The organism is Vulcanisaeta sp., from assembly GCF_049966235.1.
Lineage (GTDB): Archaea > Thermoproteota > Thermoprotei > Thermoproteales > Thermocladiaceae > Vulcanisaeta > Vulcanisaeta moutnovskia.
This window is the reverse complement of record NZ_JBMFVA010000008.1, coordinates 53957-66836: the sequence shown is the minus strand read 5'-3', so window position 1 is coordinate 66836 and position 12880 is coordinate 53957. Positions and strand designations below refer to the sequence as shown.

The window sequence follows — 12880 nt, the reverse complement described above, 5'->3', positions numbered from 1 at the left end:
AGTAACATTGGTGGTGCAGGTGCCAGTACTTTTGGCGGATTTTGCTGGTCTGGTGTGCAATCACCACCTTATCAAAGTTCATCACCCCTCTTATATTACCCGTTAACCCTGAGTTTGAACTCCACGAACGTCGCGTCATTTATGGGTTGTGGAGGTGGTAGTGTACCATCGCCTTTCTTCGGTAGGTCCCTTAGCCCTGGAGATTACTGGTTGATTATCGAGTTTGTTAATGGTCCTGGCTCGTACATTAGCGACAATTACATAACCAGTATTAGTTATGAAACCAGTGGTTGGTCAATAACCCTCACGCCGACTGGAATAACAATAAGCAGCTAAGATGGTGCTGAACCAAGGAGGGCGAGAAACCCCGACGAAATGGATGGAGCGCTCAAGATTGGTATTCAGCCTTATCTATAATGCCTAAGTATTGGCCCTTATTGGGTTCTAGGGTTTATCGGCTTGGTGAGTGCCCTGACAAGCTTATTAATTATTTTAGGACACAATAATTGTGGGCGAAGATCTTCTCCGGGCTGCACGTAGGGTCGAGAGGAGGTTGAGGGCTAGGGGGCTCGGTCCTACCCTGGATGAGTTTGCCGACCACGTGACGCTTCGCATAGACCCTCTGAAGCCTGTGTTTAATAGGCACATAGCGCTGTTGTACACAATAGTTGCGCAGGCAATAACCGATAGAAAAACCGCGGCTGCCGCACTCAAGCTGGTTGATGAGGGTGTCGTACTCGACCTCTACGCAACCGGCGAGCACCACTTTGGGAACATGCACTACGTGGGCGTCCTCCTAAATCACTACATAAACATCATCGAGGACATAATCGATGAGGACCCAGGCATATTACTCGATGAGGAGAATGCCGAGAGGACTGGGAGGTTCGCCGTGGTCGCAGCGAAGGTTATAACCCTGGCGATGCCCCACCTAAGGGATTCCACGAGTATGAGGAGGGCGGCTGCCGAGGCGGCACTCAGTGATGCCGATCCGACGATATTAGGCGCACTCTCCGCACTCTCGGGAGTAGGCATTAAGGCTCAACTTGATGATGATACTGCCGAGGAAGCCATAATTAGGCTTCGCAATTTCTTCCTACATGTTCTTAGGGAATTATCATGGCGAGATGCCCTTAGGCTCATTGCCGAGGCATTGAATGTGCTTGGCAATGATGAGGTAAGCACGTTGGTGAGGCGTGACTTAAGTGCTTACGTGGTCATGTGGAATGCGTGGTTGTTCAAGAGACTTCAGGAGCTTTACGGCAGTAGGAATCTCACGAGCGCGTTGCTTAACGTACTCAAGGCTTACGTTAGTGCGGTGTTGATTGCCGGCGATCAGGAGGGTGGTGTTAGGCAGTATATTAATGAGGTTCTTAGGTCATTGGCACCCAGCCTACTGAACAATGGGGCTCGCGTCCTTGAGGTATTTAATGTAATCGTGGGCTCCATAGCATCTGCGATTAGGTCAAGCACCTACTTAAGCGATGAATCGTTGATTAGGACTATGGCTACGTATATCACGTTATTCATGAGCGACGTAATTGCCAGGGCAATTGATGAGTTAAACAATGATGAGTATGTCATGAAATTATTCTCAGACTCCCTCAGTAATGCCGTCCTCGCCGTACTCGAGATGGCGAAGAAGGAGGGTATGCTGGCTGAGGGTTCGATGGAGTCATTAATTAATGTGATAACTGGAATCGCCGAACTTGTGGTCAGGGCGTTGGCCCTACTATCGCTTAAGTTCGGCGCAGGCTTGTTGCGGGATGATAGGAAGTTAATAAGTAGGGTGATAAACGCCATGTATTCGCAGGGCTGGAATGAGTTGTTTCTAGTTACCATGCTCGGCGATTCAGACATGGTGGAGGAGTTCATAAACGGCAGTACTAACTGGCGTGAGGTCCTAGGGTTCGTGATAGTTTAATAAGCTCCATTAATCCCTTCACGGCATTTATAAAAATATTTATCAACTCGGCGCATCTACGCATTTCTAGGAGCTCCATGTATTACGCGTGGTTGGTTTTGGTCGACTCCTTAATTCCTTAGGTTCCGTGTTCGCGGATTGGGTAGGTAACGCTTTTATAGCCTGTTTTCCCAGCATCACCGTGGTTGAGGTTAGGAAGTTGACGGTTACCAAGGCGCCCGTTGACCCGCGTGAGTTGGGCCTTGACGCCCTGCCCTACGTTGGTGTTATTGGTGGTAGTGGGCTTTATGAGGCTGGCTTTTTCAGTGAGTATTTTGAGGTTCAGCTTCATACGCCTTATGGCTTGCCCAGTGATAATGTTGTGATTGGTAGGGTTGGTAATGAGTGGGTTGCCTTCCTGCCTAGGCATGGTCGTGGGCATAGGTACCCGCCGCATAGGATTCCGTATAGGGCTAATGTCTGGGCTTTGTGGGCCCTTGGTGTTAAGGTCGTGATTAGTGTTAGCGCTGTTGGTAGTCTTAGGCAGGACTTCGCGCCTGGGGATTTCGTGATTCCTGACCAGTTCTTTGATGCCACTAAGGGTAGGGAGTACACGTTCTTTGATGGGCCGAGGACCTGCCACGTACAGATTGGTCTTGAGCCCTTCAACCCAGTCATTAATCAACTGCTCTTTGAGGAGGCTTCGAGGGTTAATAGGACTCACCTTGGTGGTTGTTATGTGTGTATTGAGGGCCCGAGGTTTAGTACCAAGGCTGAGTCTAGGGTTTGGAGGGATGTTTATGGTTGTGACATAATTGGTATGACATTGGTCCCGGAGATAAACCTTGTGCGTGAGTTGGGTATGTGCTACTCACTGCTTGCCCTGGTTACTGACTACGACGTATGGGTTCCGCATCAGCCGGTGACTGCGGAGCTCGTGGAGAGGGTGATGAATGAGAAGCTTGAGCTTGCTCGTAGGGTCCTTCTTAATGTGGTGCCCAGGATGCCCAGGGACGTGCATGTTAAGTGTGAGGAGGTTTTGAAGAATGCCTGTGTTTGATGGCCATGGTTGTTAGGCAGTTTGGTGGTAGGTTTCCCGTTATTTCCCTGGATGAGTTGGAGGCCTTGTTTAGGGCTTCGAGTGTTGAGTTGGGTAGGAGGTTTGGGGCTAGGAGGGTTGGTGATAAGTACCTACTGCCCATTCAGGCTGTTCCGTGGTTCACCCTGGTTGACCTAGGCCATGAGTACCCAGTAAACGGACTGGTTGTTAGGGGTGTGATGATCGAGGGGCCTGTTGATAAGCCCTGGTTTGACCTTGTCCTTGGTTTCCTCGTTGGTGATTATGTGGTTGGGGTCTCGGTGGTCGGCCGTAGGGCCGTGGGTTGTAGGTCACGCCCGCTTAATCCGCCGCTTGATCTTTGGGACTTGCCCAGGGGTCTTGAGTTTCCGAGGCTTGTTGCAGTCACGAGGGAGGTCACCGGCGGTGTTGTTGATGTTTCGGTTCCGATGGATTGCCTGGTGAGGCTTGGGCTTAGTCCTGGTCAGTCGACTCGTTTCCTCCTTGTTTATACGGGGCTTGTTAGTGTTGGTGGTAGGTTGTTTATTGACCTCAGTGGTTCCTCCTTGCTTGTTTCGTGATGTCCTTATTCGCGTCTTTCCTGGACGCAAAAGATATAAATACATGCCTGGGTTAGTTCTTTGGTCCATGAGTGGGGAGGATCAGGGAGATATAGTTGATGAGTTGCTTTCGTCGGTGCTTGGTGGTGAGAGTGGTAATGAGGCGGAGATTGCGAAGGAGCAGGCGTTGGTTAGGGTTAGGGTTGAGAGGAGGAAGAGGCATTTGGTTACTGTTATTGAGTTTGATAGTTCTGACGTTAAGAGCCTGGATATAAATGGTATTGCCAAGGAGCTTAAGCGTAGGCTTGCGGCTGGCGGTACTGTTAGGGAGAACTCGATTGAGGTTCAGGGTGACCAGAGGCAGAGGGTTAAGAAGTTGCTTGTGGAGATGGGGTTTAGGGAGGAGAATATACTAATTGATGAGACTATTGTGGAGACCTAGGGATGATTAGGAGGGATGAGGCGTTAATTAAGTACCTAAGGGATGAGTTGCCCAGTAGGGTTAGTGATGTGCTTAGTGGTGATTGTTCATCAGTAATTAACGGACTGGCCAAACTATGTATTGAGACCCTTAATAAGTCCTGTAATGCCCTTGGGATTGAGTGCGGTGGTGATGAGGTTAGTAATGCCTGGAGGGTTCTTGAGGGGATTATTGGTTTGAGTAATGAGTTTGTCCTGGCGAGGTACATGGCCATTGTCGTTAGTTCCGAGTTCATAGCATCCAGGGCAAGCCCAGTAATTATTGACATGCTCAGTAGGGACTTGCTTACGTGTATTGAGAAGATCAGGGTCTTGGTCCTTAAAATGGTTGAGGTTGGTAAGCCGTGGAGGGAGACCTATGGATTAAGTGATTAGTTTTTTAAAGGTCTTCTTAAAACCGAACCCTGCATGTTCAGGGTTTTAACCCTTGAGGACCACATTAGGATTCCACCTAGTAGGTTTGGGGAGCCTCTGGAGAGGGTTGCCTTCGAGGTCCTGTGGGGTGAGTACGTGGGTAGGGTTGAGAGGGATGTGGGTGTTTACGTGGCCATATTCGACGTTGAGGTCAGTAGGAGGGGTGTGGTTATCTTTGGTGATGGTGCCACGTATAACAGGGTTCGTTTTAAGGCCTTGGTCTATACACCGCTTGTTAATGAGGTTGTTGAGGGTGAGGTGGTTAGGACTGAGGACTTCGGGGCCTTCGTGAGGGTTGGGCCTATTGATGCTCTCATACATAGGACTCAGATGATGGAGGATAACGTGGTTCTTTATGACAAGCAGAGTGGTGCCTTCGTTGGTGAGCGTAGTAGGCGTAGGCTTGGTAGGGGTGATGTGGTTAGGGCTAGGGTGGTGGGGGTGAGCTACGTGACGGCGGGTAACAGGGACGTGGTTAGGGTTAGCCTAACCCTTAGGCAGCCAATGCTTGGTAAGCTTGAGTGGATTGAGGAGGAGCTCAGTGGTGGTAAGAAGACTGCGCAGGCTAAGGCTCAGCAGAAGCAGTAGGTTTGTCTCTAAATATTACTGGCACTATACCTTGAGTATTATTACCGTTTTACCAGACCAATTAGTAGCAGGGTTAGTGCTGCTGTTTCTGCCGTGCCTGTTATTACTAGGGTTGTTGTTGAGTAGGTTATGTTCATTGTAATTACCTGGACCACTATGAAGGTCATCATCGGCACCGCCGTTGTTATTACTATCAGTATTGTATTAACTAGGTTTAGTATTGCCAGGGCTTGGGAGCCGTTTAGGTAGTCCCTGACCTCCAGTTGGAATATTACGGCGGACATCACGGTGGAGGCGAGGGGGGATACGGCTAGGGCCAGGACTGGTGGTATGGCCATTACGTGGCCTAGGGCTGTGAGTATTACGATTATTGGTGCAGTAAGTATGTAGTAGGTCATTAGTGCCATGGGTATTTTAGCCAGCATCCTCCTGATCGGTGTTATGGGTATTGTGAGTATTATGGGTAGTGCTGAGTATTCTGCGTTGTACATCATGACTGGTAGGAAGGATGTTATGAAGGCGAGTGGTGCGGCGTAAGCCATGATCCCAATCATGAGCTCAAACTGCGTTAGTTCATTCATTGAGGTGGCTAGGGATGTGTATAGGAACACGGCCATTAGTAACCCGCCAATGAACATGCCCAGGGAGCCCCTGGCACTGAGTACCTGCCTCATGTAGTACCTGACCAAGCCCGTGAATACACCCCTAAACCTGAACCCCCTGAATGGCTTGTTAATGGTGATTAGGGACTCGGGGCCGCCTGGTATCCTTGGTCTTAATAGCCTGGGCCCAGCGTTAATCAGTAGGTATGTGTCTATTGTGAGGAGCATTATTGTGGTTATTACAGAGTTCATTAATGCTGTTTGGTGGTTAGTGATAAATGGATCGCTGATCAACGGTACGTACTGAGCAATACCTGGGCTAATTATTGCAGAGTCCTCACTGAGCATTAGGAGCGTCAGTGCTATTACCCAGGGTATTGAGTTTGTGGTGACAATCAAGGACCTGGTCAGGAACGCGCTCGCTGAACCCCTTCTCCTAACCACGGTGTCCAGGGCCACTATACCCATTAATGGACCCACCAGGCCCAGGAGTAATGCCTGTGCTGTGATTAATACCGGCGATGGCGTGTGTATTATTACCGATACAATGATGGCTGTGATTATTGAGGATGCTAATGGCGCATCCACGGCCCTTACAATGGCTATTATTGAGATAAGCCTTATGAAGTCCTCATTAAGGCTCAGGGTCCTGAGTAGATCGCCTATTGTTGGGTAGCCCATTACTGAGGTTACTATTGGTGATAGTAACATGTAGATTAATAGTATCATGAAGTACATGGTTAAGTACTCATAGGGTGGGGATTGGTACATATTCACCAGTGTTCTCCAGTGCGTGATTAGGCCAATGATAAGTGGTGCAGCTAGGTAGGAGATAATCATCAACGAGGCCACTGCCTTAATAATCCCATACCCACTAATAATCCTCTCAATCCTGACGGGCCTAGCCCCGGTCCTCCTGACCTGGGTTATTGCCTGAACAATCAACTCCCTATAAACCAAACCACCAAGTTCCCAAGCACTCATGGTCACAAACCCTCGAGCAAGCCCCTAATCTCATCCTCAGCCCTAATGGCCCTCAGGAAGGCATCCTCAAGACTACCCGCATTAACCGCGCTCATTATTTCCATGGGCGTCCCCTCCATCACCAACCGGCCTGTATTAATTATGCCAATCCTCGAACAAACCCTCTCCGCAACCTCCATTATGTGTGTCGTGAAGAGTATTGAGCCTCCAGACTCAAGGTGCCTCTGCATCAACTCCTTAACAACCCTAACCGACTTAGCATCCAAGTAGTTGAAGGGCTCATCCATGAGCAGAAGCCTCGGCCTATGCATTAGCGCCGCGATAATAGCCACCTTCTGCCTATTGCCGGCGGACAGGGACATTATCGGCCTATCAATAAACTCCTCAAGACCCAGGGCCCTTACCAAGGCCTCCACATACCTCGAGTCCCTAACGCCCCTCACAGAACCCACGAACTCAAGGAAGTCCCTCGGGCTTAGGGTCTCAAGGACTAGTGGGGTCTCTAGGACTGCGCCGACCTTGTTCATGACCTCGGGTCTAGGAGGCCCCATGCCCAGCATGTCTATGTGTCCCTCATACCTCACGAGGCCGAGCACCGCCTTAATAGTCGATGTCTTACCCGCCCCATTGGGCCCGAGGAGGCAGTAGGTCTCTCCAGGTCTTACGCAGGTGCTTAGGCCGTCAACAGCGACCTTGCTTCCGTACTTGATTGTTAGTTTTTCAATTCTCAATGCACACCCCATTCAATCAAATACTAACACACTCACTTTTATTACTTTACTTGGGCTATTACCTTTACTGATTATGTTTAAATCAGTGATTTACTCATTACTTATTTCAAGATGTATAGGGGTGTTTACTTGATTTTATTTGTTAAGGGGTTGAGGATTTTCGTCTTCGGCATGGTCAGTGTGTTGACACCGATTTACCTGGCAATGCTGGGTTTTCCACCAATCTATGTCGGTTTATCCCTATTCCTCATAGTCCTCGGTAATGTCTCCTCAAACATACTACCGATGCGATTGGTAGGAGGAGGTTATTAATCATTTTTAGTCTCCTCATACTCATATCCGGTACCCTCCTCTCCTCATCCTCGCTATACCCAGTACTAGCCCTGGCGTCACGTAAATGCCCTCATTAATTGCGTAACAACTATTATGTCCCATGTAGATGTTTTCCATTAAATAATCCTATTGGTATTGGTAAATAAGGATATTATTTTTAATAACCAAGAGTCATTAGAGTCATAATGCCACATATGCTGAATGAAATCCATGTCAGGATTAAAAACGTAAACAATCGAATTTTGGGATACGTAAATTAATGGACGACAAACATGGTGGGCCCACCTCACGCGCAGGAGATCCCAGGTTCAAGTCCCGGCGGAGCCACCACTACAGGTTAGTGAGGGTTGGTTTTTGTTTGTTGTTTTGTTATAGTAATGAAATATAGTTGTAATAATTAGATTATCAAAGTAGGGAGGGCGGCGAAAATTGCCACTAAATAATTTGGCTATGCATATGCAATCCTTAAATACTTTCTTAAAATGAATTCCATGGATAATCATTGACCATATTGTGAGACATGCGTAAAAACTCATTATGCAGAGACCTTCGAATAAGTAATGATTTTTCGATGTATCGCCGTAACCGTTTACTTCACCTTATCAATCACAACATCAAGCTCCGTGTTATATATCTTAAACTTAGTGAGATTATTCAATATGAGCCTCCTAATATTATCCAAATCCCTACCCACTATAACAGCTGCAATACGCTTATCACCACTAATTATGAATAATTCCTTGGCCATTTCCTGAGACCTCATGAAGTCCAAGCCTCCTCCATGTTCTCGGAGGTACATTAAAGAACAGGATAACCTCACTGTAACTCAGCGCCTTATAATCAACCACAGCCCTGCACCCCTTAATAATACCCATACGCCTGAGTCTCTCAATTCTATGCCTAACGGTCCACGGGCTCCTACCAATCCTCTTCGCAATCTCATGATAAGTAAGTGTACAATCCTCCTCAAGGATCCTCAGTATTTCGTGATCTAAATCATCAAGCAGTAGGGAGTCATTCCCATGCCCACGTCTCATAAATTCGACCATAAAAATCAACAGGAAATATAAGTCTTTTTATGCGGGTCTATGACTTCATACTTAAACTGTTGTATTAATACCCTTGATACTAAGGCATTTCTAAGCTGAGGATACGCATAACCCAGCATTACATCGAAATAATGACGAGAAGGTTAGGCGCACATCGAGATGACTAAGCCTAGTCGTTGTATCCTACTCCATCGGCTCAAGAACCAATGGTTTTACTTAAAATACTTGCTCCACGCGCATCGGAAAAGCAGGCAAATGCCTTGGTTCAGTACGGCATCATTAAACGCGATAGTGACGATGCCTTGCATTAAAGAATTAAAGGAAGTTCTGCATCAATTATATTTATCATGCTAAGTTACAAGCTTTATGTACGTGATTACTACGAGGCCCTGGGCATTAGGTACCTGGAGCTTTACCTTAGGGATAGCGTGCTTGGCTACCTAGGCGCCGCGGAGGCGCTGGGGGTTAGGGATGCGAGGGTGTTGGATGTTGGTTGTGGGGTTGGCATTGGGGCCGGCCTTCTGTCTGGCTCGGCTGGGCAGTACGTGTGCCTGGACATTGCCTGCGGTGTGCTTAGGTACGCTAATCACCTGCCAAACGTTGACGTGGTATGCGCAGACGCGGCCTTACTACCCATTAGGCCTGGTTCCATAGACTACGCTCTGCTGATTAACGTCGTTAATGTGGAGGCCGATGGTGAGCAGGTGCTTAGGGAGACCCTGAGCCTCGGTGCCCACGTCTATGCGGTGTCGCCTAGGGCTGTGGATAATGAGTTGATTAGGCGCTTGATTTTTCATATTTTTTAATGCAGTGCCAGTTGGTGGTTTAGTAATAGGTTCTGAGGAGGTGATTAGGGTGTTGAGGGATGGAGGGGCCAGGGGATTGGGAGGGCTTAGGCTGAAGTATTTAAGCAAGTCAAACAAAACAACATTGAATGAGCGCAGAAACCCTAGAGAAGTCACTGCCTAAACCAACCACTGAGGACTACGTAAGTGCGAGGCTACTTGAGGCGTTAATAGAGGCTAGGCTAGCCCTTGACTTCCTAAGTAGAGGCTTGGTCAGAAACGCGGCCGGCAAGGCCTTTCAAGCATGGAGGGCCTTTCTAGCGGCATTACTTAGGCTTGAACTTGATAAGCTAATGCAGGTGGTAAAAACCGACGAGGAACGCAGGTGGCTCATGGAGAGGGCGGTGCCTCGGGTTCCAACAAGTAGGATGATGGGTTTGTCCAAGATGCTCAGTGACGTTGGGTACGCCGGCTTATTACCCGACACGGCACTGGCCCTGAGCCTGCATGACTACCAGTACAATGGTCCAGACCCAGACATGGCATTGAGTAAGTTTAGAGATAGGGAGGAGGCGTCTATTGCCGTGATTGAATTGGTTAATGAGTTGGTGAGGAGGGTGGAGGAGCTAAGGCCAGGGGTAAAGTGGAGCGATGAGCTGGAGAAGGCGCTTAGGGAGCTCAAGGATAGGCTTAGTGCGGGTTAAGGTGGCGATGTCCATGGTTAGTTAAGCGCCTAGGTTTAATTCCCTTGCCCCGTGTACGCCTTATTCATGGCCTCCATTGTTGATAGGCCTAAGAACCTGTCAACCTACCACAACCGGCCCACCATGTAATTCCCGGTTGAGCACCAGCTCCTTAGATTTCCTCAATCTTTCTGAATAAGTCTTAAATGCTTTCTATAAAAGGACCCCGGCGGTTATCATTACCAAAGGGTTACTCGCTCACCTGCCGTAATTATTATGTAATAGTTATGTCCAGTGCTCACTCGTGCCTAGCATGTCTTTTATTGATTCTCTGGGCCTTAAATACCGTGAACCTCCAGGTCGTCATTAGGTAGGCTATTGCTGATGCAATGACTGCCTCGGGAAGTATTTGGTAGTTGCTGGTCATTTCGAGGAGCATCACCATGACAGCTAATGGCGCATTTGAGGCTGCGCCGAGCATCGCCAGGGAGCTCACTACGACGAATGGGGCAACGCTAGGCGTGAGCGCGGGGTATAGGCTGTGGAAGAGTAGGCCCATGTCCAGCCCCGTGAAGGTCCCGATTACGAGGCCTGGCGCGAAGACGCCGCCAACCTCCCCCGAGCCCAGGGTTATTGATGTGGAGATTATTTTAATGAGTGGGAGCAGGGCTAGGAGTATTATAAGCGGTATTACCTGTGAGGAGAAGGCGCTTAGTCTTGCGTAAATCGCCAAGTCCATCCAACCCTCACCGGCACCAAGTACCTGGGGTGTTGCGAGGCCGATCAAGCCAATTATTAAGCCGCCAATGGCGGTCCTGACCACGTCATTAACCCCCAACTCACTGAATAGCCTGCGGACGCCATCTAACGACTTAATGTATATTATGGCTACGGCGCCATCAACAAACCCCAAAACAACGTAAAGTGGAATTGATGCTGTGGGTGTGCTCATCATTACCTGGCCCAGGTAAGGCTTGAAACCAGTTACTAGGCAGAAGATTGCGTAGGCCACCAGCGAGGCCACGAGGGCTGGGTATAGGGCCCTAACCTCCAGGTCCCTCCTATAGGGTAGTTCAGCCGCGAGTAATGCACCGCCTATTGGCGCCTTGAATATTGCGCCCAGGGCCGCGCCCATACCAACAATCATCGCCAGGGCCTTATCCTCCTCATCGAGTCCAAGCCTCTTGGCAATGAAGTGTGATAAGCTACCTCCGAAGTTTCCGGTGGGTGCCTCGGGCCCCGCGGAGCCTCCTGAGCCTATTGTTATTGTCGAGAGCACCACATTAATAAAGCCGTGAAGAACAGGGTTACTGAAGGGCCTCCTTCTATCGTGGTACGCCTCAATTACTGCGTCGAGGCCAGCCCTGGACTCGCGGAATTCCCTGGCGAGGTAGGCAACGATCACTGCGCCAATCACCGTGGACACGGGTATTAACCAAGGTCTCTCAATGCGTGGTGCGTACATTAGTGAGCCGCCAAGCCCAATGGGCTCGGGCTGCTCATAACCAACCAGTAGGTTTAGGAATATGTACGTGGTTAACCTAAGCATTAGGTAGAACGTTAGTGCTGAGGCGCCTGCGGCCAACCCAATCAGTATGCCGAGTATGAGCCACTTAACGGCGTAGGGTTGCCTGGCTATGTCCATAACGCTCATGAAGATTACGAAAACCTTAAAAGCATTACTCACGTAGGATGAACTGCATCAAGTGAACCTAATGGCGCAGTTAATGACTGCGTTGTTGACGATCGCCTACCTAATCGCGTCCTCTGTTATCGCTTACGTAATGCTTAACCGATTTACATGGTGTGGTAGGGCTTCATGGGTCTTAATGGGTATTGGTTTCATGGTCCTCGCCCTAACACTGCAGGTGATTGCTCAGGAGGTACCAATACTCATTGTTGTCTTAATCCACATTAAGGAGGTTGTGATTGGAAGTGCATCATCAATTATAGACTTAGTCCTGGACTTTGTTAAATCGAATATTTACCTAGTGGCCATTTACATGGGGTTAATGGCTGGAGTCTTTCAGGAGGTTTTCAAGTACCTGGCTGTTAGGGGTCGTGAACTCAAGCCAGCCCTGTACATTGGTTACGGCTTCGCCCTTGTGGATATTGCATTTGCTATTGCGAGTGTGGTTATGTCATTGCTGATACCTGTGTCGGTAAATCTCGATATTCAATACCAGTACATTGCCGTGGCGCCCGTCATAAGCCTGGTCGGCCTTGCCATTCAGCCCGTTGTCTCCTTCCTATTCCATCCAGGTTCATCAATGCTGCTCAGGGCTTATCAATTCATGAATAAGGGCCTTAGGGGTTTAATTCTCATGATTCTTGCTCACGCCTACATGGACTCATTCGTTGAATACCTAGACAGTGCTATTGTCCTTGGCCTAATTAACTCCTCACTGGTTATATTCATATCTACTATTTACTTCATTACCGTAATTATAATAGCCATCCTAATCTTCATTGGTGGGTTTAGGGCGCTATCTATACTTATGGGACCTAAACCTCATAATTAATCTAATTTGCTTGGTTGTAATGTCATCACCATCAGGATAAATTATGACTGTATATACGAGTGAAGTAATACTTGGTAGTGTCATGCAGCACTGCATGTCTAAATCACCAATATAGGTATTGCTAAAGATTAACTCATGTTAAGGTTTGCCTCGAGTTATTCTTTTAAGGAGGTTGCCTACGCAAAGCTC

The 12880-nt window shown here is 48.5% G+C and carries 17 protein-coding genes; 12 read left to right on the top strand and 5 right to left on the bottom strand.

Annotated elements, in window-relative coordinates; all coding sequences use genetic code 11:
* The 7 genes from ACP5L5_RS06605 to ACP5L5_RS06575 form a co-directional block, all read left to right on the top strand.
* The coding region (locus ACP5L5_RS06605; RefSeq protein ID WP_428762512.1) for a hypothetical protein at positions 1-336 on the top strand (336 nt) is incomplete at its 5' end.
* 172 nt (positions 337-508) lie between these two features.
* Positions 509-1924 carry a hypothetical protein gene (locus tag ACP5L5_RS06600; protein ID WP_428762510.1) on the top strand — a complete coding sequence of 472 codons (1416 nt, stop codon included), beginning with the start codon at positions 509-511 and terminating at the stop codon, positions 1922-1924.
* A 181-nt stretch (positions 1925-2105) separates the two neighbouring features.
* A complete protein-coding gene (locus ACP5L5_RS06595; RefSeq protein WP_428762508.1) occupies positions 2106-2963 on the top strand; it encodes an S-methyl-5'-thioadenosine phosphorylase in 858 nt (285 codons plus the stop codon).
* Complete coding sequence (locus ACP5L5_RS06590) at positions 2963-3541, top strand: hypothetical protein (protein WP_013604835.1); 579 nt, start codon at positions 2963-2965, stop codon at positions 3539-3541. The genes ACP5L5_RS06595 and ACP5L5_RS06590 overlap by 1 nt, the downstream gene beginning before the upstream one ends.
* A 67-nt stretch (positions 3542-3608) precedes the next feature.
* Entirely contained in the window at positions 3609-3962 is a 354-nt protein-coding gene (locus tag ACP5L5_RS06585; protein WP_048057243.1) for a translation initiation factor, read from the top strand.
* A gap of 2 nt (positions 3963-3964) precedes the next feature.
* Complete coding sequence (locus ACP5L5_RS06580) at positions 3965-4375, top strand: hypothetical protein (protein WP_273304553.1); 411 nt, start codon at positions 3965-3967, stop codon at positions 4373-4375.
* 33 nt (positions 4376-4408) lie between these two features.
* On the top strand, positions 4409-5002 hold the full coding sequence (locus ACP5L5_RS06575; RefSeq protein ID WP_013604832.1) for a DNA-directed RNA polymerase: 594 nt from the start codon (positions 4409-4411) through the stop codon (positions 5000-5002).
* A gap of 41 nt (positions 5003-5043) precedes the next feature.
* Here ACP5L5_RS06575 and ACP5L5_RS06570 read toward each other — a convergent pair whose 3' ends face one another.
* Both ACP5L5_RS06570 and ACP5L5_RS06565 read right to left on the bottom strand, forming a co-directional pair.
* Entirely contained in the window at positions 5044-6588 is a 1545-nt protein-coding gene (locus tag ACP5L5_RS06570) for a hypothetical protein (protein ID WP_428762506.1), read from the bottom strand.
* A 2-nt stretch (positions 6589-6590) separates the two neighbouring features.
* Positions 6591-7319, bottom strand: coding sequence for an ABC transporter ATP-binding protein (locus ACP5L5_RS06565; RefSeq protein ID WP_428762505.1), 729 nt, complete (start codon positions 7317-7319; stop codon positions 6591-6593).
* 111 nt (positions 7320-7430) lie between these two features.
* Here ACP5L5_RS06565 and ACP5L5_RS06560 point away from each other — a divergent pair, with 111 nt between their 5' ends.
* Entirely contained in the window at positions 7431-7631 is a 201-nt protein-coding gene (locus ACP5L5_RS06560; protein ID WP_428762503.1) for a hypothetical protein, read from the top strand.
* Between the two features lie 610 nt (positions 7632-8241).
* On the opposite strand, the gene ACP5L5_RS06555 is transcribed toward ACP5L5_RS06560, so the two are convergent.
* Positions 8242-8400, bottom strand: a complete 159-nt coding sequence (locus ACP5L5_RS06555; protein ID WP_428762502.1) for a hypothetical protein — start codon at positions 8398-8400, stop codon at positions 8242-8244.
* Positions 8375-8701, bottom strand: a complete 327-nt coding sequence (locus tag ACP5L5_RS06550) for an Lrp/AsnC family transcriptional regulator (RefSeq protein ID WP_428762500.1) — start codon at positions 8699-8701, stop codon at positions 8375-8377. The genes ACP5L5_RS06555 and ACP5L5_RS06550 overlap by 26 nt, the downstream gene beginning before the upstream one ends.
* 347 nt (positions 8702-9048) lie before the next feature.
* On the opposite strand from ACP5L5_RS06550, the gene ACP5L5_RS06545 reads away from it, so the two are divergent.
* Genes ACP5L5_RS06545 through ACP5L5_RS06535 form a run of 3 tightly spaced genes read left to right on the top strand, consistent with a single transcriptional unit; the run spans position 9049 to position 10190 of the window.
* Positions 9049-9507, top strand: coding sequence for a class I SAM-dependent methyltransferase (locus ACP5L5_RS06545; protein ID WP_428762498.1), 459 nt, complete (start codon positions 9049-9051; stop codon positions 9505-9507).
* A 4-nt stretch (positions 9508-9511) separates the two neighbouring features.
* A complete protein-coding gene (locus ACP5L5_RS06540) occupies positions 9512-9670 on the top strand; it encodes a hypothetical protein (protein WP_428762496.1) in 159 nt (52 codons plus the stop codon).
* Positions 9636-10190 carry a PaREP1 family protein gene (locus tag ACP5L5_RS06535; protein ID WP_428762494.1) on the top strand — a complete coding sequence of 185 codons (555 nt, stop codon included), beginning with the start codon at positions 9636-9638 and terminating at the stop codon, positions 10188-10190. The genes ACP5L5_RS06540 and ACP5L5_RS06535 overlap by 35 nt, the downstream gene beginning before the upstream one ends.
* Before the next feature lie 277 nt (positions 10191-10467).
* Here ACP5L5_RS06535 and ACP5L5_RS06530 read toward each other — a convergent pair whose 3' ends face one another.
* Positions 10468-11814, bottom strand: coding sequence for a chloride channel protein (locus ACP5L5_RS06530; RefSeq protein WP_428762492.1), 1347 nt, complete (start codon positions 11812-11814; stop codon positions 10468-10470).
* 70 nt (positions 11815-11884) lie between these two features.
* On the opposite strand from ACP5L5_RS06530, the gene ACP5L5_RS06525 reads away from it, so the two are divergent.
* Complete coding sequence (locus ACP5L5_RS06525) at positions 11885-12691, top strand: hypothetical protein (protein ID WP_428762491.1); 807 nt, start codon at positions 11885-11887, stop codon at positions 12689-12691.
* Positions 12692-12880 lie beyond the last annotated feature (189 nt).